The following is a 24,121-nucleotide window of genomic DNA, read 5'->3' on the forward strand; positions in this document are numbered from 1 at the left end:
TATTTAAAATGTAAATAAACTTAACATGAACATAATTGCTACTGAAATTGTCGCTAAAATTAAAAAACTTAAATTAAGTATGCTGTACTTTATAAAAGTTTTAACGAGTCCTTGTTTGTAAAAATTGCGCATAGAAATAAACAAATAAATAGCAAAAATTAAAACAAAAACAAAGTCAATGTCTAAATTAAAAATAGCACTAATTAAAGCATTTATGATCAGCAAGATAAGTAACAAAGATTGATTGTGAAAACTAAATATAAGATGTTCGGTGTAATTGTATTTATTTCTGATATATAACAACGAAATGATTAAACTGAATAGTGGTAAAAAGAAAAAAATAAGAAAAGGTAACCTAGAAACTATAGCATTAATAAAAGTTCCAGGTTGTCTAATTACTTTTTTATAACTCGTTGCAGTTTCAAAAGCATATCTATTTTCTCTGCTTACTGGGAGTTTATGCTTTTCTTTCACTTCTTCAAACGAAAGTGCTTTTTCTTTTTCAATGAGAATATTAAAAAAGTCCTGTTTGTGGAAATACCGACTTAAAAAGCTAGTATTATTTTTTGAGTTAAAATACGTTTTTGGATCTTTTGTTATAATCTGATATATGGAATCTCTTCTTTTTTTTGTTTTTAAGGGGTCATCAGGATTAATCTTTGCAGCTCCATCAAATAAGCTAAATTCATTTTCACTAGTTTCTAATTCGGAGCCACTTAAGTTTGTAATTAAATCTTCCTCATTATTGCCGGCAAAGCGGTCTAGTTTAGAAAAATCACCATTATAACTCACTAATAAAAAAAAGATGATAGATAAACTCAGTAAAAACCGAAAAGGGTTTGTATAGGATACTCTTTTTCCTGAGACATAGTCTATGGTTATTCTGCCAGGTTGGGTTAAGAGTGCGCTTAGTGTTTTAAGTAATTTTGAGTCGTAGGAAATAAGGCTTGCAAAGAATTCATCAAAAAAGTCTTTTAAGGTTAGTTTTTTAGTGCTATTTGCTTGTGAGCAATTTGGGCAAAACCTATCACTGATATCTAAAGGATGTTGGCAATTTAAACAGGTTACATCTCTATATTTTAATTGATATCTCCCTTTAGGTTGTATGGTTGGTTTGGTTTCCATTAAAGATAAAGTAAAAAATAAAGATAGGTTTAATTACTAATAGTTCTAGAATTTGCTGATCCAACACCAATAATACTGTCATATAAATCCCCAAAATTCCTGTAGTATACAAGAATTAAATAATTATTTTCGGTGAAATGAAAATTACCACCTATTTTATTTAAATCAATAACTTCATTATCATCTTTTACTACATATTTATAGTTGTAAAAACCTTGTTTAATAAGTAAGGTAGCTTCCATAAGCCCAGTATCCTCGTTATAAGTCATTTTATTTTCTTCGTTTAAATCATAATTGTTAAACTTCCCAAAAACATAAACTTCATCTAAGCCTAACTGCTCTTTATATGGTATGCTAAAGTGAACTTTAGAATATTCTGCTTCTCTAGAATTATCATCGCCTTGTAAAGTTCTAATTACAAAATCACCGTTTATATCAGGGAAATAGGTATATGGCCTGTCGTGCCTATAAATATCTGTAAATAAATAATGATGGTAAACATCCTTTAATTCAATAGAAGATATAATAGCTGTTGGAGCTCTTAAATCTTTAGTGTCAAAATTTAAAAACTCATTATTTCCAAAAAAACTAGTCTCTGTATCGTATTTGTAGATAAGTTGAGTGCCCATTGTAAACTGTGGTTTAATATTATACAGTGCTGTTTCCCAGTGATAATTTTGAATAATCGCTACTTTAACTTCTTTTTTTGGGTTTACAAGCTGAAAATTGGGCGAGTTGATACTGAATTGTACCACTTGTTTTTCGTTAATATAGTTAAAATCTCTTGTTCTTTTTGTAGTAGCACCAACAGTCACAATATTTTTAAAAACAACAAATCTTCTGGAAAACTGAAGCTCATAATTATCATTATAAATTTCTAACATATAGTTTCCGCTAATTTTTAAGCGAACATCTTCATTAGGAATAGTAAGTCTGTAATTAGAATAGGGTTGTAAGGTGTTATAACTGTTTTCATAATCTACAATACGCTCGTTATCTATGCCATTTATGTATTGCGATTTAAGTAGGTCAGAAGGAGTCCAATCATAATTGCAATGTATAACTTTATAGTAATAATCTTGCTCACTAGCAGTGATATCATCAAAATCTAAGGAGATAGGATCACCAATTTGTACTACTGGAAACTGGTCGTCTGTATCACCTTTAAAAACAATAGATTTTATATGAGAAGGCGGGTTAACTTCAAATTGAACTTGAGCTAAAAGAGATTGGGTAAAAAGAAATAATAGTATTTGTTTAAAATTTAATTGCATTTATAAACTATTTTTTGGATAAAGATAAACAAAAAGTATACCTAAAATTTTTAAGATACTATAATCGTAAATTTATAGTTAATAATTATGAAAAAGTACTATTTAGTAGTATTTTTGCACCAAATTTTGTTAACCTAAGGTCTACGAATACTATGTCTAAAGACATCAGAATAAAAAAAGGCTTAAATATTAATTTAGTAGGAGCTGCTGAATTAGAAACTACAAAAGCCGCGTTGAGTAATGTTTACGTTATAAATCTTGATGATTTTCACGGAATCACCCCTAAAATGTTAGTAAAAGAAGGTGGAGAGGTGAAAGCTGGAGAACCACTTTTTTACAACAAAGATATAGAAGATATGCTTTTTGTATCTCCTGTTAGTGGTGAGCTTGTTGAAATTAAGAGAGGGGAAAGGAGAAGAATTTTAACACTTAAGATTCTTGCTGACAAAACCCAAGAAACGTTAAAACACGAAACGCCAAATTTAGAATCGATAACTGCAACAGAAATTAAGGCATTGTTGTTAAAATCTGGCTGCTGGCCATTTGTAAAGCAACGCCCTTATGATATCATTGCAAACCCAGATGCTACACCAAAAGCAATTTTTGTTTCTGGCTATTCTTCTGCACCATTAGCGGCAGATATAGATTATGTGTTGCAAGGAAAAGAACAAGAGTTGCAAGCCGCAATTTCTGCTCTTGGAAAATTAACGCCTGGTAAAGTGCATGTTTCTCACGGAGGATCTAAGTCGCCATTAGCAACTTTAAATGGAGTAACATCGCACAAAATATCTGGGCCTCACCCTGCAGGTCTTGTTAGTACTTTAATTAACAAAGTAGATCCTATTAATAAAGGGGAACTAGTTTGGGTGATCAATCCACAAGATTTAGTTATTATTGGAGAGTTGCTATTAACAGGAGTGTTTAATCCAGAAAGAATAGTAGCATTAGGAGGTTCTTCCGTTAAAAAACCAAAATATTACAATACTAAAATAGGAGCAGAGATCGCTACATTTTTATATGCTAGTGGTGTAAACGGTGAAAATTTTAGAGTTATTAATGGTGATGTGCTTACGGGTACTACTAGTGCCCAAGATGGTAACTTAGGTTTTTATAATACTACTGTAACTGCCATACCAGAAGGGGATGATTATGATTTCTTTGGGTGGAATAAGCCTATTTTTAATAAAATATCAGCAACTAGAGCATTAACTTTTTCATGGTTATTCCCTAAGAAAAAATTTGATCTTAATACCAATACAAATGGTGAACACAGAGCATTTGTGGTTACAGGGCAATATGAGGAAGTTTTTCCATTAGATATTTTTCCAATGCAATTGTTAAAAGCATGTATGGTAAAAGATTTAGATGAGATGGAGCAGTTAGGTTTGTATGAAGTTGCACCAGAAGATTTTTCAGTAACAGAATTCATTTGTATTTCCAAGCAGCCCCATCAACAGATTATTCGTGAAGGGCTAGATTTAATGTATAAAGAAATAGGATAAGAAGATGAGCATTAAAAGTAAATTACATACTATAAAAGAAAAGTATAAAGGTAAAAAAATGGCACCTGCATTTAATGCCTTGCATACCTTTTTATACACACCAAACGAAACTACGCACTCTGGTGCTCATGTTCGTTCAGCAGATGATTTAAAACGTACAATGAACACTGTAATCATGGCTTTAGTACCATGTTTAGTATTCGGAATATTCAATGCAGGTTATCAGCACTATTCAGCCATTAATGGTTTTCCAGAAAACTTTTCATTATTTGATCATTTCTTAACTCTCGATAACCTTTGGATTGGAGCTATTACTGTACTGCCTTTGGTTATTGTTTCTTACGGAGTTGGCCTTGCTATTGAGTTTTTATTCGCGGTAATTAAAGGACACGAAGTAGAAGAAGGCTATTTAGTAACAGGAATGTTAGTTCCGCTTATTGTACCTGTAGATACTCCATTGTGGATGTTAGCTGTAGCAGTAGCTTTTGGTGTTGTTATAGGAAAAGAAGTTTTTGGGGGTACAGGAATGAATATCTTAAACCCAGCATTAACCATTAGAGCTTTTCTATTTTTTGCGTATCCAACATGGATGAGTGGAGATAAAGTTTGGGTGCATGGAGCTCGCGAGAGAGCTGAACAAATTGCTGGTGGTGCAGAAATAGATGCGATATCTGGTGAAACAATTCTAGGATATATGGCACAAGGAAAAGAATATGCCTACAGCCTTTCCGATATGTTTTATGGTTTTATACCTGGTTCAGTAGGAGAAACTTCTACGATATTAATCCTATTAGGAGGTCTTTTCCTAATTTTCAGTAAAATAGCAAGTTGGCGTATTATGTTAAGTGCACTATTAGGTGCTTTAGTTATGGGACTTATTTTTAATGGAGTAGTTAGCGCAGATATTATTACAGAGACAAGTAAGTTTTATGGATTAATGGAATTTACATTCTGGAAACACCTTATTGTAGGTGGATTGGCTTTTGGTATTGTATACATGGCAACCGACCCAGTAACTGGTGCTCAAACTAATAAAGGTAAATGGTACTATGGGTTTTTTATAGGCTTCTTATCAGTAATGATAAGAGTATTTAATCCTGCTTACCCAGAAGGTGTATTCTTAGCAATTTTATTGATGAATGTTTTTGCACCAACCATAGACCACTATGTGGTACAAGGAAATGTAAAAAGAAGAATGAAGCGATTAAAAAATGCTACTATTATTCCAAGTGATAGTGCAGCAAAAGAACTTAAAGCAGAAACAGTTTAATTATGGCAATTAATACAGATAGTAACGGTTATACAATTGGTTTTGCAGTAGCAATGGTTGTTGTAGTTGGTTCGCTTTTAGCGCTAACAGCTTTTCAATTGGCTCCAAACATTAAAGAAAATGAACGTTTTGAAAAACAACAAAATATTCTCTATGCAATGGGTGTTAATGAGAATGAGGATGAAGGAAGTGTTAATTTTATTAGTACGGATAAAGTTGAAGCAGAATTTAAAACCTATATAAAAGAGCAGCTAGTTATAGAAGGTGATAAAATTGTTGAAGATGATGAAGCTTACCTAATAGATTTAAAGAAAGAATTAGCAAACGCTAAAAAAGGGCAAACACCAAAACTTCCAGTATTTATTGGAGAAAAAGATGGTAAAAAATCATATATCATACCTATGTACGGCAAAGGGCTTTGGGATGCTATTTGGGGCTTTATTTCTTTAGATGAAAAAATGACGGTTCAAGGTGTTTATTTTGATCATAAAGGAGAAACACCTGGCCTTGGAGCAAATATTAAGATGCGTTATTTTATGGACGATTTTAATGGAGAAACCATTTTAAATGGTACAAGATACGCAGGCATTAAAGTAGCAAAAGGAAATAACGATCCGTTAAATAATACAAAAGATGATAACGAAGTAGATGCCCTTGCCGGAGCAACTATTACAGGTAACGGCGTTTCAGCTATGATTACCGAAAGTGTAAATCTTTACAAAGTATATTTAGAAACAATAAGAACTAAATAATTATGGGATTACTATCAAAAAAAGACGCGGCATTAATAAAAGATCCGTTAGCAGATAACAACCCAATTACTATACAAGTATTAGGTATTTGCTCTGCATTAGCAATTACAGCAGAATTAAAAGCATCAGTTGTAATGGCTGTTTCTGTACTGTTTGTATTAGGTTTAGGAAATGTTGTAATTTCTTTATTAAGAAATGTTATTCCTTCAAAAATTAGAATTATTGTACAGCTTATTGTAGTGGCTGCCTTAGTAATTATAGTAGATCAGGTACTTAAAGCATTTGCATATGAGTTAAGTAAAACGCTTTCTGTATTTGTAGGTTTAATTATTACAAACTGTATTATTATGGGACGTTTTGAAGCTTTTGCTTTAGCAAATGGTCCATGGAGATCTTTCTTAGATGGAATAGGAAACTCTTTAGGTTACGGTATCATATTAGTTATTGTTGGTTTCTTTAGAGAATTACTAGGTTCAGGAACACTATTTGGTTATCCTGTTTTAGGAGATCCAATTGCTAAAACCGGATTATATGCAACAGGTTATGAGAATAATGGATTTATGATTATTCCACCAGCAGCATTAATAGTAGTTGGTATTATTATTTGGGTACAACGTTCAAAAAACCCTGCTTTAGTAGAAGACAACTAATTTATAGACATTTAAGTAAAAAACAATGTTAGAACATTTAGAATTATTTTTTAAGTCAATTTTCATCGATAATATGGTTTTTGCCGTTTTCTTAGGAATGTGCTCTTATTTAGCAGTTTCTAAAAAAGTAGCAACAGCGGTTGGTTTGGGGGCTGCAGTTATATTTGTATTAGCTGTAACAGTACCTTTAAATTGGTTGTTAGATCAATATTTATTAAGAGATGGTGCTTTAGCTTGGTTAGGACCAGAATATGCAGATTACAACTTAAGCTTTTTATCTTTTATCTTATTTATTGCAACTATTGCAACAATGGTACAACTGGTAGAAATTGTAGTAGAAAAATTTTCACCATCATTGTATAACTCTTTAGGGATCTTTTTACCCTTAATAGCCGTAAACTGTGCTATTTTAGGTGGATCTTTATTTATGCAATCTAGAGATATAGAAACTTTAGGTTTAGCTTTTAATTATGGAATCAGTTCTGGAATTGGTTGGTTTTTAGCCATTTTAGCCATCGCTGCCATACGTGAGAAAATAAGATATTCTAATGTGCCAGCACCGTTAAGAGGCTTAGGAATTACTTTTATTATTACAGGTTTAATGGGGATAGGGTTTCAAAGTTTTGGAGGAATGCTAACTGGTGGTGATGAAGCTCCTGCAGAAGAAGAAACTACTACTGTATTAAAGACTGATGAAGAAAAAGAAATTAAAGAAGAAATGTCTGATAAAGAAGTTTCTTTTAACACTGTAATAAACCAATAAGAATGATTTTAGCTACAAGTACAGGCGGAACCATATTAATTACCGTAGTTGCCTTTTTAATACTTTTATTAGTATTAGTGGCCCTATTGTTATTTACAAAAGAAAAATTATCTCCTTCAGGTCCCGTAACCTTGACAATTAATGGAGAAAAGAAAATAGAAGTTAGTTCTGGTAGTTCTTTGTTGACTACTTTAGGGAACCAAAAAGTATTCTTACCTTCTGCTTGTGGGGGTGGTGGAACATGTATTCAATGCGAATGTCATGTATTGTCTGGTGGTGGTGAAGCATTACCAACCGAAACACCGCATTTCTCTAAAAAAGAATTAAACCACGGAGCTAGGCTTGCTTGCCAAGTTAAAGTAAAACAGGATATGGAAATTACCATTCCTGAAGAAGTTTTTGGGATTAAAAAATGGCCAGCAAAAGTTGTTCGTAACTATAATGTAGCTTCTTTTATTAAGGAATTTGTAGTAGAAATCCCTGAAGATATGGGATATAAAGCTGGTGGGTATATTCAGATTGAAATACCAGAATGCGAAGTGAAATTTGCTGATATGGATATTACTGCGCATCCAGAAGAGCACGAAACTCCAGACAAATTTCAGGCAGAATGGGATAAGTTTAACCTTTGGCCATTAGTCATGAAAAACCCTGAGACTGTTGAAAGAGCTTATTCTATGGCTTCTTTTCCATCAGAAGGAAGAGAAATCATGTTAAACGTCCGTATCGCTACCCCACCATGGGATAGAGCTAAGAATGGATGGATGGATGTAAACCCTGGGGTTGCTTCTTCTTATATTTTTGGACTAAAGCCTGGTGATGATGTGGTTATTTCTGGTCCTTATGGAGAATTCTTCATTAATGAGTCAGAATCAGAAATGTTGTATGTTGGTGGTGGTGCAGGAATGGCACCAATGCGTTCGCATTTATACCATTTATTCAAAACATTAAAAACAAATAGAAAAGTTACGTATTGGTACGGTGGTCGTTCTAAGCGTGAGTTATTTTATCTAGATCATTTCTATAACTTAGAAAAAGAATTTCCAAACTTTAAGTTTTATTTAGCGCTTTCTGAGCCAATGGAAGAAGATAACTGGAAAGTAAAAGAAACTATAGATGCTCCAGGTGATGGTTTTGTAGGGTTTATACACAATTGTGTTATAGATAACTACTTAAATCACCATGAGTCTCCAGAAGATATAGAATTATACTTCTGTGGACCGCCATTAATGAACAAAGCGGTTCAGAAAATGGGAGAAGATTTTGGAATTCCAGACGAACACATCAGATTTGATGATTTTGGAGGTTAAAAATCTATAATAAATTAAAATTGGACCTGTTTGACTTTTAAAACCAAACAGGTCTTTTTGTATCAATCTATGAAAGCATTAACAGAACAGGAACTGCATAACTTAGCCATGAATATAGTGGGTAAGGAGCTTGAAGCTGATGGATTTGAGTTTATGGCGATTAATAGCGAACTTAAAAAGAATCCGCAGTATGTTTGTTTAAAAGATAAAAAGCTTCATTTTATAATCGTAAAAAGTATCTCTTACCCTGGTGATCCAAAAGATTTGGAGTTTTACAGGCAAGATTTAAATAAAATGAAAGCACATGCTTTAAAGTTTGAAGCCAGTACTTACTACGCTCCTGTGGGTTTAGTAAATGCAGCAGATTACAATTTGCCTGTTTATTTAAATGAAGAGTATATTGTGGATTATGATGGGTTAATTACCATATAAATACAGCTGTAATGAAAAAAATTCTGGTATTGGTCGTATTAATTGTTTCTTCTTGTGCTGAAAAATCAACTCAACTATATAAAAATTATAATAGAGGCCCAGCTTTAGGGACATCATATGGCCTAATTTACCTTTCTGATCATAAAATAGATTATCAAAAAGAGATTGATTCTGTTTTCAATGCTATTAATGTATCAATGTCTACTTATTTGCCTACTTCAGATATTTCCAGAATTAATAAAGGGGATACTACTGTTGTTGTAGATCATATGTTTAAAGAAGTTTTAGCGCTCTCAAAGACAATTAACAAAAAAACAAAGGGTTATTTTGATCCTACTGTTGGCGTTTTAGTAAATGCATGGGGTTTTGGTCCTGAGAAACAAGTTAAAATGGATAGCGCTAAAGTAGATAGTATCATGGAATATGTGGGGTTCCACAAAATCCGTATAGATGCTAAGAATAAGATTATAAAAGAAAACCCTCATATTTATTTTGATTTTAATGCTATTGCTAAAGGCTATGCTATAGACCGATTGGCAGTAATGCTAGATAAAAAAGGAATTACAGATTATTTATTAGAAGTAGGTGGTGAGGTAGTTGCTAAAGGCGAAAACGTATTACAAAAAAGAGCATGGGCAGTAGGAATTGATGATCCAGAGAATGAAGATAGGAGGAACCCTAAAAAACGAATTAGAATAAAAAATAAAGCTTTGGCGTCTTCAGGCAATTATAGACATTTTCGTTTAGATACTATTACAGGAGAAAAATATGTACATACTATAAATCCATTTACAGGATTTACTAAAAATGGAAAAACCTTGGCTACCAATATTTTAGCATCTACTTGCGCTGAAGCCGATGCCTATGCTACAGCATTTATGGCAATGGACATTGCTGAAGCAAAAGCAATATTAAAAACACTTCCTGAAATTGATGGCTATCTTATATATATCGATGATAGTGGTAAAACATCAGAATTTATGACTGATGGATTTAAAAACCTGATTAAGGAATAATTTTTATTTATAAACTACTGGAATAATTTCACCTTTCGCCAAACGATAGGTATCTATGTCTTCTAGAGGCATCGTACTGGTGTAATCTATTTCGTCTACTTTAAAGCCTATACTTCGTAGTTTATCAAAATAATCTCTTCCATATATACGAACATGATCGTATTGCCCAAATATTTTAGCACGTTCTTTTTTATCAGTAATGCTATTGTCTTCAAAAGTTGTAGCTCTTTTTAAATCCTGTGGTATCTGAAAAATACCCCATCCACCAGGTTTTAAAATTCTGTGTAATTCTTGCATGGCTTTGGTATCATCCGGAATATGTTCAAGTACATGATTACAAAAGATAACATCATAAGAATTATCATTAAAAGGTAAATTGCAAATATCAGCTTTTACATCTGCTAAAGGAGAATTTAAATCTGTAGTGGTGTAAGAGATATTTTTTAATTTCCGAAAACGTTTATAGAAGGCTTGCTCAGGAGCAAAATGTAAAACATTTAGTTTAGCTGTAAAAAAATTGGTTACGTTTGTTAAATAGAGCCATAAAAGTCTATGACGTTCTAATGATAGTGTAGAGGGTGATAATACATTTTCGCGCGGACTTTCGTATCCATATGGTAGAAATTTTTTAAACCCTTTTCCATCTATAGGATCTGTATACCTATTTCCTTTCATAAAAAAAGCTAATATAGGTCTTATTAGATAACTAAACTTTATTAACAAAGTTCTAGGGAAAAGGTTGAGTATTAATTTAAAAATTTTTGACACTAATGACACTAATTTTCACTGATTATTTATTATAGCACAACTCTTTTGTAAGTTAGACTATCTTCGCCAAAATTAATAAGAATACCAAGACGAAGCTTCGATGCAGCTAAATAATTAAGTGTTTGTTTGGTATGAGCATTATTTAGTTTTTGAATAGCCTTTAATTCTAATATTATTTTATTGTCTAATACAAAATCTGCAATATATTGATGTTTTAAAATTTGACCTTTATAGTCTATTGGAAATCTAACTTCTCTATTAAAGGGAACCCCATGCGATTTTAATTCTAATTCCAGTGCATCACCATATACAGCTTCACTGAATCCTTTACCTAATTCATTATGTATTTCCATACATAAGCCTATAATATAATAAGATTCATCTTTGTGAAGTATATCAGCCATAAAAAAGATTAGTGAAAATTAGTGTAATTCGTGTCAGTTAGATGGTATACAATTCTATTTAGCTCTAAACTCATTTTCCTCATCACTCACAATCCCTAAGGCATCATAGATATACTTAAAAGTAGATAATAATTCAGGTTTTCCATTAACAATAGCTACATCATGTTCAAAATGGGCACTAGGCTTTCCATCTGCCGTTAAAATAGTCCAACCATCTTTTAATTGTTTAATTCTGCGTGTTCCTAAATTGGTCATAGGTTCAATAGCTACCACCATCCCTTCTATAAACTTTTTGCCCCTTCCTCTTTTACCATAATTTGGCATTTCTGGGGCTTCATGCATTTTTTTTCCTAAGCCATGGCCTACAAGTTCACGAACTACTCCATAGCCATGATCTTCTGTAAATTTTTGAATAGCATAGCCTACATCACCCACACGGTTTCCTATTTTAAATTCTCTAATACCAACATATAAAGATTGTTTGGTAATGTCTAGTAATTTTTTGGTTTCTGGTGCTACTTCGCCTACCTCAAACGTATAGGCATGGTCACCATAAAACTCATTTTTTAATGCACCACAATCAATAGAAATAATATCACCATTTTCTAATGGCGTATTATTGGGTATACCATGAACTACTTGTGCATTGGGACTCATACAGAGTGAGTTTGGAAAATCGTATAAGCCTAAAAAACCAGGTACAGCGCCATGATCTCTTATAAAGGTTTCTGCTAGTGCATCTAACTGCAAAGTACTTACCCCAGGTTTTACTTCACCTGCAAGCATTCCTAAGGTTTTAGAAACGATTAATGCACTCTCTCGCATCAATTCTATTTCTTCTGGTGTTTTTACTATAATCATAAGTTGCAAAGATACTACGAAATATAAAAACCAATCAATACAAAAAAAAGATATAGTATAACTACATCTTTATAATATTAAGGGATAAATCAATATTTTTAGCTTAATTAAATATAGATGATCGCCAAGTTTATTCATAAAACAATTTATATATGACATTGTCATCACGAATTTCTTCAAGACAACCTTCTGCATTAAATTTTGCTTTATAATCAATTATTTTTTCTGTTACCTTACCTTCTATAGTTCTTTTATCTGTAATGCTTATTAGAGTATCTGCGGTCAATCCTAATTCTAGAGGTATAAAATTCTGACTTGAAAGATCTATAAAGCATAGACTTTCTAATGCTTTAAAGGGGTTGGGGCTTTTGTGGTATTCATAAATGTCTTCATAAACCGAAGTCGAAGTCCCGTCTATATCTTCGTCTGTAACTTTAGAGATGTTATTTCCTTCCCAAGAATAAGAACTGATTTCAGTATCACTAATTTTAACTTCAGTGAGTCTTCTGTCTTTATACTTTATGTCATACACTTCGTCAGCATTTTTAGGATCACTTTCGCCTTCATCTTCAAAGACTAAAAGTTGTTTGTCTGTTAAAATATAATGAATGTAATATTTGCCTTCTTCAGTCCAAGTTATTTTTATGCTATTTTCATTGTAATCAAATTTTAGAGATTCTTCCCCATTAAAAAAATATAAATAACTTATTTTCTTTTCTTTGTTGTATTCTAAAGTATAATTTGTAACAATATCTTTCTTTTTAAATGAATCATGTTCTATTTTTTTAAATCTTTTTAGCAAACATGACTGCTGCGCATAAGATATGGAAGTAAATACGATGAAAAGAGATAAAAAGAACAGCGCTTTTTTAAGCATAATAAAATTATTTTAAGATTATCGATTAATAAAAAATATAACGCTCAATAGCTAGTTTTATTTTGACGTTATAGTTGTGTTTAAAATACGAGATTAAATGATTATTTCTTTATGTAATTTTTTAAAATAATCAAATGCATAAAGCAATCGAGAACCATACCAAGAAAAGTATTCGCCATCAACGAATACAATTTTTGCTTTTGGAAAATGAAGTTGCAGTTCTTGTTTATGTTTTTCCTTAAAAGGATAAGGTTCGGAAGATAAAAACACCAAATCTGGGTTTAATGCTTTAAATTCTGACGCTAAAACTTCTGGATAACGTTGTTTATCTTTCTGTATATTAAGAAAACCATTGATTTCTAATAAGTGATGAATGAACGTGTCATTTCCGATGCTCATCCATGGGTTTTTCCAAATAAAATAAAACACTTCTTTTTTGGGTTGATGCTTTACAACTATCTTAAAATTATCGTATTGCTCTTTTATAGCCGTGTTTATTTGTAGTGCTTTCTTTTGACAGTTAAAAATGATGCCATACTGCTCAATCATAGTTAATGTATCTGCTATAGTTTTTATATCAGAAACATGTACAGGATATTCCTTGGCTAATTGTGTTACAATTTCTTTGGTGTTTTCTTCTTTATTGCAAAGAATAATATCTGGTTGAAGTTCCTTTATTTTTTCAAATGAAGGATTTTTAGTGCCGCCAATTATTTTTTTAGATTTTCTAAGGTGTTTAGGGTGTACACAGAATTTTGTAAGCCCAACTATTTTGTCTTCTAAGCCTAAGTCTACTAAAAGTTCTGTTTGTGAGGGGACTAAAGAAATTATTCGGCTAGGATTTTTGGGTAAGTTAATTAACCTACCCATTTGATCCTTTATACTCATTTGCATGTATATGATTTAAACTAAGGGGGTGCAAGTCATAGCTGCTGGTTGTGCTACGCCAATCATTTTTAATATGGTTGGGGCAACATCTCCTAAAACCCCATCTTTAATTTCTTTTAATTGGTTGTCAATTAAAATAATAGGGACAGGATTGGTTGTATGTGCTGTATGCGGTGAACCATCAGGATTAATCATGGTTTCGCAATTTCCGTGATCTGCAATTAATAGTGTAGAATAACCATTGGCTAAACCAGTTTCAACTACATTTTTTACACAGATATCTACAGCTTCACAGGCTTTTATTGCAGCATCCATTATCCCTGTATGCCCAACCATGTCTCCATTGGCAAAATTAAGGCATACAAAATCGGCTTCTTGTTTTTTTAAATCTTCTACTAGAGCTTCCGTTAATTCGTAAGCACTCATTTCTGGTTTAAGATCATAGGTTGCTACTTTAGGAGAATTTCTTAAAATTCTGCTTTCCCCTTCAAAAGGTTCTTCTTGTCCACCAGAGAAGAAGAAAGTAACATGAGGATATTTTTCTGTTTCTGCTATTCTAATTTGTTTTTTTCCTGCATTGGCTAACACCTCACCAATGGTTTCTGTAATATTATCTTTATTAAAAATAACATTGATACCCTTAAAACTATCATCATAATTCGTCATAGTAACATAATGTAGTTGCAGCTTTTTGGTGTTATGTTCCGCAAAATCGTTCTGAGAAAGCATGTTTGTTAATTCTCTTCCGCGATCTGTTCTAAAATTAAAAAAGATAACTACATCATTTTCTTCAACAATACCTTCTTCAGCAACTACTAAGGGTTTTATAAATTCGTCTGTAATATCATTTTCATAGTTAGATTGCATGGTGGTTAGAACATCATCTGTAGGTTCGCCAATACCTTTTGCAATAACGTCATAGGCAAGTTTTACACGCTCCCACCTATTATCTCTGTCCATGGCATAATACCTTCCCGTAACTGTAGCAATCTTTCCAGTAGTTTTTGCCATATGTTCTTGAAGATCTTGGAGGTATGATGCACCTGCTTTAGGATCTACATCTCTACCGTCTGTAAAAGCATGTACAAATACATCTTCTAAACCACTAGCATTCGCTGCAGTTAGAAAACCTTTTAAATGGTTAATATGAGAGTGTACTCCACCATCACTTAATAAGCCTAAAAAGTGTACTTTTTTCTGATTGGTCTTTGCATAATTAAAAGCTTCAACGAGAACTTTTTCATCTTTTAGGGTATTATTCTGAACAGCTAGATTAATTCTGGTTAATTCTTGATAGACAATTCTGCCAGCACCCAAGTTCATATGACCTACTTCACTATTTCCCATTTGTCCTTCTGGTAAACCAACATTTAGGCCATCGGTTCGTAGGGCTGCATTTGGGTAGGTATGGTATAAAGCATCTATATAAGGAGTATTGGCGTTATCAATTGCAGAAACTTTAGGGTCTGGGGATGTGCCCCATCCGTCTAAAATCATCAATATTACTTTTTTATTCATCTATTCAGGTTTTTAAAAATCCAAAAATAATAGGAATTGAATCGATTAACTAAAGAATAGCTGTTATTTTTCTCTGATACTATTCTTTATTTTGACCTATTTCTGTACTTAAATGTTAAAAAAATGTTATTTGATAGAAAATGATGAAACAAAAAATGATAAGCGTAGTCTATATAGTATAATCAAAATTTATTATTAATTAATCTAACAAAATTATTCATCAATTAAAATCAATCATCATGAGAAAAACAATCGCAATTGCAGTAATGGGTTTAACCTTGTGTGCAACTAATGTAAAAGCTTCTGAAAGCACAAATGTAGTAGAAGCAAGTGTTAATTTTAGAAATGTAACTAGTGTTAATTCTTTTTGTAAGGCTATTATTAAAGGAGATTTAGAAATGGTTAAAAAGATGGTAAATCTAGGAGAAGATGTGAATCAAAAATCTTTAGGGATGACACCAGCAATTTTTGCAGCACGTTACAACAAAGTTGAAATTTTAGAGTTTCTTATTGCCGAAGGAGCAGATTTAAAAATTAAGTGTAAAAAAGGCTATTCAATTAAAAAGCATGCCACATTATCTAATGCTAAAGAAGCTATGGCGGTTATTGAAAAAAATTGGAAGAAAAAGAGAAAGTAGTTTATTCATCTTTTAAAAACTATAAAGCGCCTATTTGCAAATGTAAATAGGCGCTTTAATTTTGTATGTTTTGCTGTTTCTTTATAGTGTTCTTTTATAAAAAAGGAGCAATTAAAATTCGAATCCTGTAGCGACTCTGAATATAAATGCATAGAGTGCCAAAGAAATCATAAGTACGCTGAATAATGTGTATATTTTTAATATAACCACTAAAAATTCAGGCTTGCAATCTTCAAATGCTTGTAAATAAGCATTTTTAAAGTGTAAAAAAATTCCCATATAGTTTCATTTAAGTGTTTATAAATCAAAGCTATAATGGTTAAATATTTGAGTAATCCTTGGGATATTACACAAATTTATTAAAATAAAGCGAAGGGACTCAAGGATTTCTTTTTTTTAGATGAAATGCATCTTTTTATTGTCCTTGGTATCTTTTTATGGCTTTTTTGATCTCTTCTATCCTATTTTCTGGATCTGGATGAGAACTTTGAAATTCTGGGGTACGGTTTGGTCCGGCGGCAGCTTTTAGAATTTTCATTACTTGTATCATCTCATACGGGTCATACCCAGACTGGATCATAAAAAGTACACCAAGATCATCACTTTCCAATTCATCACCACGCCCATTTTTTAGTAAAGTAGTTTGTCCTATCCCATTTACAATGTTTCCTGCATCTGCACCCACTGACGCTCCCATGGAAACTGTTTTCCAAAAACTACTATCAGCAATACGTTCAGCAGAATGCCTGCCAATTACATGTCCAATTTCATGCCCTAATACACCTGCTAATTGTGCTTCGTTTAATTGCGAGAAAAGCGCATAGGTAATAAATATTTGCCCTCCAGGAAGTGCAAATGCATTTATGGTTTTAGCATCTGCTAGTAAATGAAACTCGTATTGATATGGCGTTTCTCTGGCAATACTATTCTGCACTAGTTTATGACCAACAGCATCAACAAAAGATTGCATTCTACTGTCTGGATATAAACCGCCATATTGTGCTGTTAGTTGTGGTGTACTCTGTAAACCAATAGCAATTTCTTGGTCAGATGACATGTTTATATTTTGAACTCTTTTGGTGTATGGATTTTCTTCTTTGTTGCTGCAACGCTGAATAAATGCAAAACCAACAATGGCAATACCTATAAAAATACGTATTTTCCAACTGCCTCTATTTCTCATAATGGTGTGTTTATCATTGAAATTATTTCAACTTTTTATTCTACCAACAAATTTTGCATTTTGCAAACCGGTTTCACTATTTTTAGATGCTGTAGTTAATACTGTACAATTAAAAATAGCTTCATCTGGCTCTAAATGACGTCATTTTTGGTTTTAAACAAAAGATTAAATTACCTTCAATTTTCTCTAAATTACAAAAATCACTTATAAAAGTTTAGGATTTATATCTAAAATATTGTCACTAATATAACCCCTTAAGAATCCAGAAGTGAAATGTTCGCAGCCTAAAAAGTCTTGTTCTCTATATATTTTAAGAATATTTATACGTCTATAGGCTTCTAACATCGGTATAGAAATTGGAGCATAGCTATAGTGCCAGGGTTCATATTTAAAACCACGTCTTTTTGGTTTGTTGGTGTATACCAAATAAAATCCATATTTTTCAGAATTTTCATCCATCCATTTTTTGAAATCTTCATATGGGCCACCTTCTTCAAATTTTGAAGGGACTAAAACATCTCCTTTTACTTTTTTATAACCATCTACCAAATCTATATCTGTTCCCCAATGATGTCTGCTTGTACCAGGAATAGTAGAGTATTCTATTATTTTACTAATAGCATCTAATGGTTCCATTCCATTATCATCAGTAAAGCGAATAAATTTATTTTCCCAAATGGTTTGCTGCCGGTCAAAACTTCTATAGCTCGATATTACTTTTAAATCTACACCAGAAGAATAGGCCTTTCTTTTCATTTCAATAAAGGCATCGTGTGCTTCTTCTTTTAAGTTAATGCCTTTTCCAAAGAGTTCAATATCTGCTTTTCCCATAAGTTCTTCAAGCGTATAGCCTAAATCTTGTGAAGAAGAAAATGCAAGATTAGGTAAAACCGTAACTGCTAAGGCAGATGCACTGCTTTTTTGTATAAAGGATCTTCTTTTCATTTGGTTTGGTATTTATATTGATATGCTTTTTAAATCTTTTTAAACATTACATAATGTTTGCCCACTAAAGGTATTTCAAAAACAGTACCAATAGTTGTATATCCTAGTTTTTTATAAAAATTTACAGCAATTTCTCTAGCATTCATCCATACAGTACTTTTATTTTTTTCTTTTGATAGCTTTTCTCCATGTAAAAGTAACTGCTTTCCATATCCAGAACCATGATGGTTTTCTAAAACGGCCATGCCTCTTAACTGTATGGCATTGGTAAAACCATATGCCGTATGGTCTTGATGGTAAAAAGAGCTAACACCCACCAATTGTTCTTTTTTATAATAGCCTAAATGAAATGTACTGTCTAAATCGTCTCCATTAAAAGCGCAGGAGCTTAAAGGCCTGCCTTTTCTTAAAATAGGATGGCGAACGGTATAAGTTTCCAGAGCTGTAATGCACTTAATCATCTATAACTAAACTGATGTATAGGTAAAAGTATTGTTTTATAAAGATAAAATAAATCTTTTTTATTGTAATATTTAGGTAGTTGTTTAAGCGCTTAGTTTTTTAGTCAAAACTTAAAACTACTTGTTTATCTGCTTAAGTAAAGAAAACCTTGGTAAGAAAAGCCTAAGTCTTTTAATTCTGCAATATAAAAATAAATCCCAGTAGGGAGGCCTTGTTGCTGTGCAGGAACGAAGCTGCCTACATTAGCAAAACCATTAAATTGGTTGGTATAATTTTCTTGTTCAAAAACCTTTAGTCCTAACCGATCAAAAATTTGAATAGTATTATTTGGCGATAGCTCTAATTCTTCAATTACTAGTGCATCATTAACACCATCCCCGTTAGCAGTAACTAAATAATTATCTAATGTTAAGCGTTCTTTGGGTACTAATAAGGAGCCAATAGTTAAAATTTCAAAATCGTCTGGCACAAAAGTTTCAGACATAATAAAACCACTATTTTCAGGCTCTCCATTTACGGCAGTATTTCCTAAAATAGCCCATTGCTGGTCTGCTTTACTCCAACCTACTACTAATAAATCCTCTATTTTATCAGTTAGTGCTGCAATATCACTTCTACTATCCCAAGTTAGTGTTACTCTAGAGGGGATACTACTTTCTAAGCTCCAAAATTCTCTTGTATTTACTAAAGATAATTGGCGTTGCAATGCATTTGTAGGAAAGGAAGCTGAAAACGAATTAGGATCATTAGGGTCTTCTAAAAAATAAGCACATTTTGCTGTGGTGTTTACAGCATCCGAATTTAAAATAAGGGGTCTTAAAAGATCTTCATCACCAATAGGAAAGGTATAGTTTTGTTCATTATTCATTTGTGCATAACCATTTACTTTAGAATCATCGCTTTCTCCATTGAATATAGAATTGGCTAATTGTTCAAAATAAATATTCGACAGATTTTTTGGTGTAATGATATCTCCTTGAAAATACATGGTTTCATTAACAACACTTATAGAAGTACTTATAGATACTCCATTTTCTGCAAAAATTTCTAGATTATAAAAAACAGGAACAGTAGTACCAGAAATCCCTAAAAATTCTGCTCCATAAAAACCAATGAGACTGGTGCTGGTAGTGCCAGGCGTAAAAGGCGCATCATTGATAAAATTGGTGTGAAAACCAATTTCTGCATCCCCATGTACATGCATCCCTCCAGCATGGTATAGGCCAGTTTGTGCATTTGCAAAAACGCCTAAAAAGAAAACGATTATGTAGCTGTAGTTTTTCATTTTTAGTTGATTTGTTGCCAGTTTGCACCATCACTTTGTAATTGAGTTATACCAATAGGTAAAGTTGTTATAGGGGTTGTACTTGTAGATGGAATATAATTGGTATTGGAAATTGGTATTGCACCTCCTGTAATATTTTTAATAATATATATTCTGCCTAAATTGTTAGTTGGATCAGCTCCAGGTAAAGTTACTGATGTTACACCTGCATTTAATATTACTGTATGGTGAGTTTCATTAATAATAAAGTTGCCTGTAGTTATGTTAGTTATTGCTGTTGCAAAAGAGCCTCCTGTTTGTAATGTAGAAGTTGGTGCTCCTGTTCCAATTCCAACATTTCCAGAACCACTAAAAACGATGTTATTACCTGCTAAATCATGGTTTCTATTTGCTGTTAATGTTAAATCGGTTGTTGCTAGATTTGGAATGTTAATTGGTGTTCCAGTAGGATCGTTTGTTAGTGTTAAATTATTCCCACTAAGGCTTAAATCCTGATCGTCAATAGCACTAATATCAATAGTATTTCCACTTAAAATAGTTAGTTCATTTCCACTAAGGCTTATAGTTTGAATTTCGTTGGTATCATTATTCACAAATGGAGATAAATCAACAGGAGCAGCAGTAGGATCATTAGTTAATGTTAAGTCAGTGCCACTAAGGCTTAAATCCTGATCGTCAATAGCACTAATATCAATAGTATTTCCACTTAAAATAGTTAGTTCATTTCCACTAAGGCTTATAGTTTGAATTTCGTTGGTATCATTATTCACAAATGGAGATAAATCAACAGGAGCAGCAGTAGGGTCGTTAGTTAATGTTAAGTCAGTGCCGCTAAGGCTTAAATCCTGATCATCAATAGCACTAATATCAATAGTATTTCCACTTAGGATCGTTAAGTTATTTCCACTAAGACTTATAGTTTGAATTTCGTTGGTATCATTATTCACAAATGGAGATAAATCAACAGGAGCAGCAGTAGGGTCGTTAGTTAATGTTAAGTCAGTGCCGCTAAGGCTTAAATCCTGATCATCAATAGCACTAATATCAATAGTATTTCCACTTAGGATCGTTAAGTTATTTCCACTAAGGCTTATAGTTTGAATTTCGTTGGTATCATTATTTACAAATGGAGATAAATCAACAGGAGCAGCAGTAGGGTCGTTAGTTAATGTTAAGTCAGTACCGCTAAGGCTTAAATCCTGATCATCAATAGCACTAATATCAATAGTATTTCCACTTAGGATCGTTAAGTTATTTCCACTAAGGCTTATAGTTTGAATTTCGTTGGTATCATTATTCACAAATGGAGATAAATCAACAGGAGCAGCAGTAGGGTCGTTAGTTAATGTTAAGTCAGTACCGCTAAGGCTTAAATCCTGATCATCAATAGCACTAATATCAATAGTATTTCCACTTAGGATCGTTAAGTTATTTCCACTAAGGCTTATAGTTTGAATTTCGTTGGTATCATTATTTACAAATGGAGATAAATCAACAGGAGCAGCAGTAGGGTCGTTAGTTAATGTTAAGTCAGTGCCACTAAGGCTTAAATCCTGATCATCAATAGCACTAATATCAATAGTATTTCCACTTAAGATTGTTAAGTTATTTCCACTAAGGCTTATAGTTTGAATTTCGTTGGTATCATTATTCACAAATGGAGATAAATCAACAGGAGCGGCAGTAGGATCATTAGTTAATGTTAAGTCAGTTCCACTAAGGCTTAAATCCTGATCATCAATAGCACTAATATCAATAGTATTTCCACTTAAGATTGTTAAGTTATTTCCACTAAGACTTATAGTTTGAATTTCGTTGGTATCATTATTCACAAATGGAGATAAATCAACAGGAGCAGCAGTAGGGTCATTGGTTAATGTTAAGTCAGTACCGCTAAGGCTTAAATCCTGATCATCAATAGCACTAATATCAATAGTATTTCCACTTAGGATCGTTAAGTTATTTCCACTAAGACTTATAGTTTGAATTTCGTTGGTATCATTATTCACAAATGGAGATAAATCAACAGGAGCAGCAGTAGGGTCGTTAGTTAATGTTAAGTCAGTTCCACTAAGGCTTAAATCTTGATTAAGTGGTGTTAAATCTACAGTTTCACCTCCACCGGAATCAGTTACGGTTAATATGCTTCCTGATAATGATAAGTCAGTATTGATGCCACTGCCACTTAGGGCAACCAATTCATTTTCAGTAACAAAGTTTGTATCAAAATCAACAGATCCTCCGTCAGTTAAACTTAAAATAGTACCACTAAGTGCTAAATCTTGTGTGTCTAGCGTAGCAAGTTCTACAGTTTGGCTGGCCCCATTTTCAATACCTACAGTAAGCATAGTACCAGATAAGCTTAAATTCTGAATGTCTTGAAAGAGAGGGCTTAGATCTTCAGTTAAGGTACCAGCCTGATCAGTAAGAGAAAGAATTGTTCCAGAGAGTGCTAAATCGGTATTTAATAAAGTACCGCTTAAAGCAGTGAGTTCATCTTGTGTTGCAAAAAAAGGATCTAAATCAATAGCATCACTAGCTCCATTTTCAATACCAACGGTTAATGTGCTACCAGATACTGAAATATTCTGAATGTCTTGAAAGAGAGGACTTAGGTCTTCAGTTAAGGTGCCAGCCTGATCAGTAAGAGAAAGAATTGTTCCAGAGAGTGTTAAATCGGTATTTAATAAAGTACCGCTTAAGGCAGTAAGTTCATCTTGTGTTGCAAAAAAAGGATCTAAATCAATAGCATCACTAGCCCCATTTTCAATACCAACGGTTAATGTGCTACCAGATACTGCAATATTTTGAATATCTTGTAGAAGTGGGCTTAGGTCTTCAGTTAATGTCCCAGCCTGATCAGTAAGAGAAAGAATTGTTCCAGAGAGTGCTAAATCGGTATTTAATAAAGTACCGCTTAAGGCAGTAAGTTCATCTTGTGTTGCAAAAAAAGGATCTAAATCAATAGCATCACTAGCTCCATTTTCAATACCAACGGTTAATGTGCTACCAGATACTGCAATATTTTGAATATCTTGTAGAAGTGGGCTTAGGTCTTCAGTTAAGGTACCAGCCTGATCAGTAAGAGAAAGAATTGTTCCAGAGAGTGTTAAATCGGTATTTAATAAAGTACCGCTTAAAGCAGTAAGCTCATCTTGTGTTGCAAAAAATGGATCTAAATCAATAGCATCACTAGCCCCATTTTCAATACCAACGGTTAATGTACTTCCAGATACACCAAGGTTTTGAATGTCTTGAAATAAAGGACTTAAATCAGTATCGGTAGCATCCCCAGTTAAAGTTAGGATTGTACCACTAAGTACTAAATCTTGATTCAGTTCTAGAGAGCCATTAGCGTTTTGTGCTAACCCTGTTCCTGCTACATCTGCATTTATTTTAGTTCTATCTATGGCATCATCTTCAATATCAATAGTAGTAATAGCACCATCCAAAATTTTATCTGTAGTAATACCATCTTGAGCAACAATAATATTAGTATTAACTAAAGTAGCTCCAATACCATTGTTAACAGTAATAGACCCATCATTAGCTGAGAGATCTGCTCCAATAATACTTTCAGCATCTAAAAAATCCCAAATAACATTATTAAAATTATCGGTTTGTAACACATTACCACTAGTTCCAGGAGAGATATCTTCTTCTAGTATTGATCCGTTTAATATTTCATCACTACTCACAGCACCATCAGCAATCTTACCTGGTGTTATCTCAGAATCTCCTATACTTTCAGATACTATAGTACCGGGAGCAATATTATCAGGGCCACCACTTATAATGCCTACTTCAAGATTAAATTCAGTGTTAGTAGCATTTGGATTAATTAATATAGTATTATCAATTTGACGAGGAGCATTTCGATTAGATGTAAAACTAATCAAATCACTAAAAGCAGTACTAACATTAATCCAATCTGTACCATTAAAGTAATGCACAGAATTTGTTTCCCTATTATAAACCAAAGCACCTATTGAAGGATTCACAATAGCATTCATCTCTGCTGTAGTAATTCTGGTAAGGGTTAAGGTTTTTGTAGGACTATCTAGTTCTAGTAAAGAAGATGGATTTATATCTTGGGGGTTGTCTCCAATTTTTACTTGCCCAAGCATAGATACAGTAGTACTTAAAAAAAGAAAAACAATACAAATTTTAATAATTTTCATCATCAGCAATTTAATGA

General features: G+C 32.8%; 23 protein-coding genes. 9 read left to right on the forward strand and 14 right to left on the reverse strand.

The genetic code is table 11. The features are described 5' to 3' along the window. Nucleotides 1-3 precede the first annotated feature (3 nt). Together ACZ451_RS10650 and ACZ451_RS10655 are read right to left on the reverse strand one after the other, a co-directional pair. Nucleotides 4-1,125, reverse strand: coding sequence for a DUF3667 domain-containing protein (locus ACZ451_RS10650; protein ID WP_464212216.1), 1,122 nt, complete (start codon nucleotides 1,123-1,125; stop codon nucleotides 4-6). A gap of 29 nt (nucleotides 1,126-1,154) precedes the next feature. After that, complete coding sequence (locus tag ACZ451_RS10655) at nucleotides 1,155-2,399, reverse strand: type IX secretion system plug protein (RefSeq protein ID WP_464212218.1); 1,245 nt, start codon at nucleotides 2,397-2,399, stop codon at nucleotides 1,155-1,157. 152 nt (nucleotides 2,400-2,551) lie between these two features. Between ACZ451_RS10655 and ACZ451_RS10660 the strand changes: the two genes are divergently transcribed. The 8 genes from ACZ451_RS10660 (at nucleotide 2,552) to ACZ451_RS10695 (ending at nucleotide 10,094) form a co-directional block, all read left to right on the forward strand. Then, nucleotides 2,552-3,901, forward strand: coding sequence for a Na(+)-translocating NADH-quinone reductase subunit A (locus tag ACZ451_RS10660; RefSeq protein ID WP_464216920.1), 1,350 nt, complete (start codon nucleotides 2,552-2,554; stop codon nucleotides 3,899-3,901). Nucleotides 3,902-3,905: 4 nt separating this feature from the next. After that, complete coding sequence (locus tag ACZ451_RS10665) at nucleotides 3,906-5,171, forward strand: NADH:ubiquinone reductase (Na(+)-transporting) subunit B (RefSeq protein ID WP_464212220.1); 1,266 nt, start codon at nucleotides 3,906-3,908, stop codon at nucleotides 5,169-5,171. 2 nt (nucleotides 5,172-5,173) lie between these two features. Further along, nucleotides 5,174-5,923 carry a Na(+)-translocating NADH-quinone reductase subunit C gene (locus ACZ451_RS10670; RefSeq protein WP_464212222.1) on the forward strand — a complete coding sequence of 250 codons (750 nt, stop codon included), beginning with the start codon at nucleotides 5,174-5,176 and terminating at the stop codon, nucleotides 5,921-5,923. A gap of 2 nt (nucleotides 5,924-5,925) precedes the next feature. After that, nucleotides 5,926-6,573: an NADH:ubiquinone reductase (Na(+)-transporting) subunit D gene (locus ACZ451_RS10675; RefSeq protein ID WP_464212224.1), complete on the forward strand. Its 648-nt coding sequence runs from the start codon at nucleotides 5,926-5,928 to the stop codon at nucleotides 6,571-6,573. 25 nt (nucleotides 6,574-6,598) lie between these two features. Further along, nucleotides 6,599-7,336 (forward strand): NADH:ubiquinone reductase (Na(+)-transporting) subunit E, encoded by a 738-nt coding sequence (gene nqrE / locus ACZ451_RS10680; RefSeq protein ID WP_464212226.1) that lies wholly within the window; start codon nucleotides 6,599-6,601, stop codon nucleotides 7,334-7,336. A 2-nt stretch (nucleotides 7,337-7,338) separates the two neighbouring features. Next, nucleotides 7,339-8,646, forward strand: coding sequence for an NADH:ubiquinone reductase (Na(+)-transporting) subunit F (gene nqrF / locus ACZ451_RS10685; protein WP_464212228.1), 1,308 nt, complete (start codon nucleotides 7,339-7,341; stop codon nucleotides 8,644-8,646). A gap of 69 nt (nucleotides 8,647-8,715) precedes the next feature. Continuing rightward, nucleotides 8,716-9,078, forward strand: a complete 363-nt coding sequence (locus ACZ451_RS10690; protein ID WP_464216921.1) for a Na(+)-translocating NADH-quinone reductase subunit F — start codon at nucleotides 8,716-8,718, stop codon at nucleotides 9,076-9,078. Nucleotides 9,079-9,089: 11 nt separating this feature from the next. Next, nucleotides 9,090-10,094, forward strand: coding sequence for an FAD:protein FMN transferase (locus ACZ451_RS10695; protein ID WP_464212230.1), 1,005 nt, complete (start codon nucleotides 9,090-9,092; stop codon nucleotides 10,092-10,094). A gap of 3 nt (nucleotides 10,095-10,097) precedes the next feature. Here ACZ451_RS10695 and ACZ451_RS10700 read toward each other — a convergent pair whose 3' ends face one another. From ACZ451_RS10700 to gpmI, 6 genes are all read right to left on the reverse strand, one after another. Then, nucleotides 10,098-10,862: a class I SAM-dependent methyltransferase gene (locus ACZ451_RS10700; RefSeq protein WP_464212232.1), complete on the reverse strand. Its 765-nt coding sequence runs from the start codon at nucleotides 10,860-10,862 to the stop codon at nucleotides 10,098-10,100. Between the two features lie 29 nt (nucleotides 10,863-10,891). Beyond that, a complete protein-coding gene (locus tag ACZ451_RS10705; protein ID WP_464212234.1) occupies nucleotides 10,892-11,266 on the reverse strand; it encodes a GxxExxY protein in 375 nt (124 codons plus the stop codon). Between the two features lie 54 nt (nucleotides 11,267-11,320). Then, nucleotides 11,321-12,127: a type I methionyl aminopeptidase gene (gene map / locus ACZ451_RS10710; RefSeq protein WP_464212236.1), complete on the reverse strand. Its 807-nt coding sequence runs from the start codon at nucleotides 12,125-12,127 to the stop codon at nucleotides 11,321-11,323. 130 nt (nucleotides 12,128-12,257) lie between these two features. Next, nucleotides 12,258-13,004, reverse strand: coding sequence for a hypothetical protein (locus ACZ451_RS10715; protein WP_464212238.1), 747 nt, complete (start codon nucleotides 13,002-13,004; stop codon nucleotides 12,258-12,260). Between the two features lie 93 nt (nucleotides 13,005-13,097). Beyond that, nucleotides 13,098-13,892 carry an ABC transporter substrate-binding protein gene (locus ACZ451_RS10720; protein WP_464212240.1) on the reverse strand — a complete coding sequence of 265 codons (795 nt, stop codon included), beginning with the start codon at nucleotides 13,890-13,892 and terminating at the stop codon, nucleotides 13,098-13,100. Nucleotides 13,893-13,907: 15 nt separating this feature from the next. Beyond that, complete coding sequence (gpmI, locus tag ACZ451_RS10725) at nucleotides 13,908-15,410, reverse strand: 2,3-bisphosphoglycerate-independent phosphoglycerate mutase (protein WP_464212242.1); 1,503 nt, start codon at nucleotides 15,408-15,410, stop codon at nucleotides 13,908-13,910. Between the two features lie 239 nt (nucleotides 15,411-15,649). Between gpmI and ACZ451_RS10730 the strand changes: the two genes are divergently transcribed. Continuing rightward, nucleotides 15,650-16,048 (forward strand): ankyrin repeat domain-containing protein, encoded by a 399-nt coding sequence (locus ACZ451_RS10730; protein ID WP_464212244.1) that lies wholly within the window; start codon nucleotides 15,650-15,652, stop codon nucleotides 16,046-16,048. Between the two features lie 111 nt (nucleotides 16,049-16,159). On the opposite strand, the gene ACZ451_RS10735 is transcribed toward ACZ451_RS10730, so the two are convergent. From ACZ451_RS10735 to ACZ451_RS10760, 6 genes are all read right to left on the reverse strand, one after another. Further along, entirely contained in the window at nucleotides 16,160-16,327 is a 168-nt protein-coding gene (locus ACZ451_RS10735; RefSeq protein ID WP_464212246.1) for a DUF6747 family protein, read from the reverse strand. Nucleotides 16,328-16,463: 136 nt separating this feature from the next. Continuing rightward, a complete protein-coding gene (locus tag ACZ451_RS10740) occupies nucleotides 16,464-17,231 on the reverse strand; it encodes a M48 family metalloprotease (RefSeq protein ID WP_464212248.1) in 768 nt (255 codons plus the stop codon). A 204-nt stretch (nucleotides 17,232-17,435) separates the two neighbouring features. Continuing rightward, complete coding sequence (locus tag ACZ451_RS10745) at nucleotides 17,436-18,176, reverse strand: M15 family metallopeptidase (protein WP_464212250.1); 741 nt, start codon at nucleotides 18,174-18,176, stop codon at nucleotides 17,436-17,438. A 29-nt stretch (nucleotides 18,177-18,205) separates the two neighbouring features. Next, on the reverse strand, nucleotides 18,206-18,637 hold the full coding sequence (locus ACZ451_RS10750; protein WP_464212252.1) for a GNAT family N-acetyltransferase: 432 nt from the start codon (nucleotides 18,635-18,637) through the stop codon (nucleotides 18,206-18,208). Nucleotides 18,638-18,762: 125 nt separating this feature from the next. Continuing rightward, nucleotides 18,763-19,923 (reverse strand): gliding motility-associated C-terminal domain-containing protein, encoded by a 1,161-nt coding sequence (locus ACZ451_RS10755; protein WP_464212254.1) that lies wholly within the window; start codon nucleotides 19,921-19,923, stop codon nucleotides 18,763-18,765. Between the two features lie 2 nt (nucleotides 19,924-19,925). Continuing rightward, entirely contained in the window at nucleotides 19,926-24,104 is a 4,179-nt protein-coding gene (locus ACZ451_RS10760) for a beta strand repeat-containing protein (protein ID WP_464212256.1), read from the reverse strand. Nucleotides 24,105-24,121: the final 17 nt, after the last annotated feature.

Source organism: Allocellulophaga tsushimaensis, from assembly GCF_055383085.1.

What these genes read in the sequence shown, in the direction of transcription:
- ACZ451_RS10735 (WP_464212246.1), bottom strand. Translation starts at nt 16,327, where the DNA reads ATGGGAATTTTTTTACACTTTAAAAATGCTTATTTACAAGCATTTGAA.
- gpmI (WP_464212242.1), bottom strand. Translation starts at nt 15,410, where the DNA reads ATGAATAAAAAAGTAATATTGATGATTTTAGACGGATGGGGCACATCC.
- nqrE (WP_464212226.1), top strand. Translation starts at nt 6,599, where the DNA reads ATGTTAGAACATTTAGAATTATTTTTTAAGTCAATTTTCATCGATAAT.
- ACZ451_RS10760 (WP_464212256.1), bottom strand. Translation starts at nt 24,104, where the DNA reads ATGAAAATTATTAAAATTTGTATTGTTTTTCTTTTTTTAAGTACTACT.
- ACZ451_RS10675 (WP_464212224.1), top strand. Translation starts at nt 5,926, where the DNA reads ATGGGATTACTATCAAAAAAAGACGCGGCATTAATAAAAGATCCGTTA.
- ACZ451_RS10655 (WP_464212218.1), bottom strand. Translation starts at nt 2,399, where the DNA reads ATGCAATTAAATTTTAAACAAATACTATTATTTCTTTTTACCCAATCT.
- ACZ451_RS10750 (WP_464212252.1), bottom strand. Translation starts at nt 18,637, where the DNA reads ATGATTAAGTGCATTACAGCTCTGGAAACTTATACCGTTCGCCATCCT.
- ACZ451_RS10690 (WP_464216921.1), top strand. Translation starts at nt 8,716, where the DNA reads ATGAAAGCATTAACAGAACAGGAACTGCATAACTTAGCCATGAATATA.
- ACZ451_RS10715 (WP_464212238.1), bottom strand. Translation starts at nt 13,004, where the DNA reads ATGCTTAAAAAAGCGCTGTTCTTTTTATCTCTTTTCATCGTATTTACT.
- ACZ451_RS10705 (WP_464212234.1), bottom strand. Translation starts at nt 11,266, where the DNA reads ATGGCTGATATACTTCACAAAGATGAATCTTATTATATTATAGGCTTA.
- ACZ451_RS10670 (WP_464212222.1), top strand. Translation starts at nt 5,174, where the DNA reads ATGGCAATTAATACAGATAGTAACGGTTATACAATTGGTTTTGCAGTA.
- ACZ451_RS10740 (WP_464212248.1), bottom strand. Translation starts at nt 17,231, where the DNA reads ATGAGAAATAGAGGCAGTTGGAAAATACGTATTTTTATAGGTATTGCC.
- ACZ451_RS10755 (WP_464212254.1), bottom strand. Translation starts at nt 19,923, where the DNA reads ATGAAAAACTACAGCTACATAATCGTTTTCTTTTTAGGCGTTTTTGCA.
- ACZ451_RS10695 (WP_464212230.1), top strand. Translation starts at nt 9,090, where the DNA reads ATGAAAAAAATTCTGGTATTGGTCGTATTAATTGTTTCTTCTTGTGCT.
- ACZ451_RS10745 (WP_464212250.1), bottom strand. Translation starts at nt 18,176, where the DNA reads ATGAAAAGAAGATCCTTTATACAAAAAAGCAGTGCATCTGCCTTAGCA.
- nqrF (WP_464212228.1), top strand. Translation starts at nt 7,339, where the DNA reads ATGATTTTAGCTACAAGTACAGGCGGAACCATATTAATTACCGTAGTT.
- ACZ451_RS10650 (WP_464212216.1), bottom strand. Translation starts at nt 1,125, where the DNA reads ATGGAAACCAAACCAACCATACAACCTAAAGGGAGATATCAATTAAAA.
- ACZ451_RS10720 (WP_464212240.1), bottom strand. Translation starts at nt 13,892, where the DNA reads ATGAGTATAAAGGATCAAATGGGTAGGTTAATTAACTTACCCAAAAAT.
- ACZ451_RS10665 (WP_464212220.1), top strand. Translation starts at nt 3,906, where the DNA reads ATGAGCATTAAAAGTAAATTACATACTATAAAAGAAAAGTATAAAGGT.
- map (WP_464212236.1), bottom strand. Translation starts at nt 12,127, where the DNA reads ATGATTATAGTAAAAACACCAGAAGAAATAGAATTGATGCGAGAGAGT.
- ACZ451_RS10660 (WP_464216920.1), top strand. Translation starts at nt 2,552, where the DNA reads ATGTCTAAAGACATCAGAATAAAAAAAGGCTTAAATATTAATTTAGTA.
- ACZ451_RS10730 (WP_464212244.1), top strand. Translation starts at nt 15,650, where the DNA reads ATGAGAAAAACAATCGCAATTGCAGTAATGGGTTTAACCTTGTGTGCA.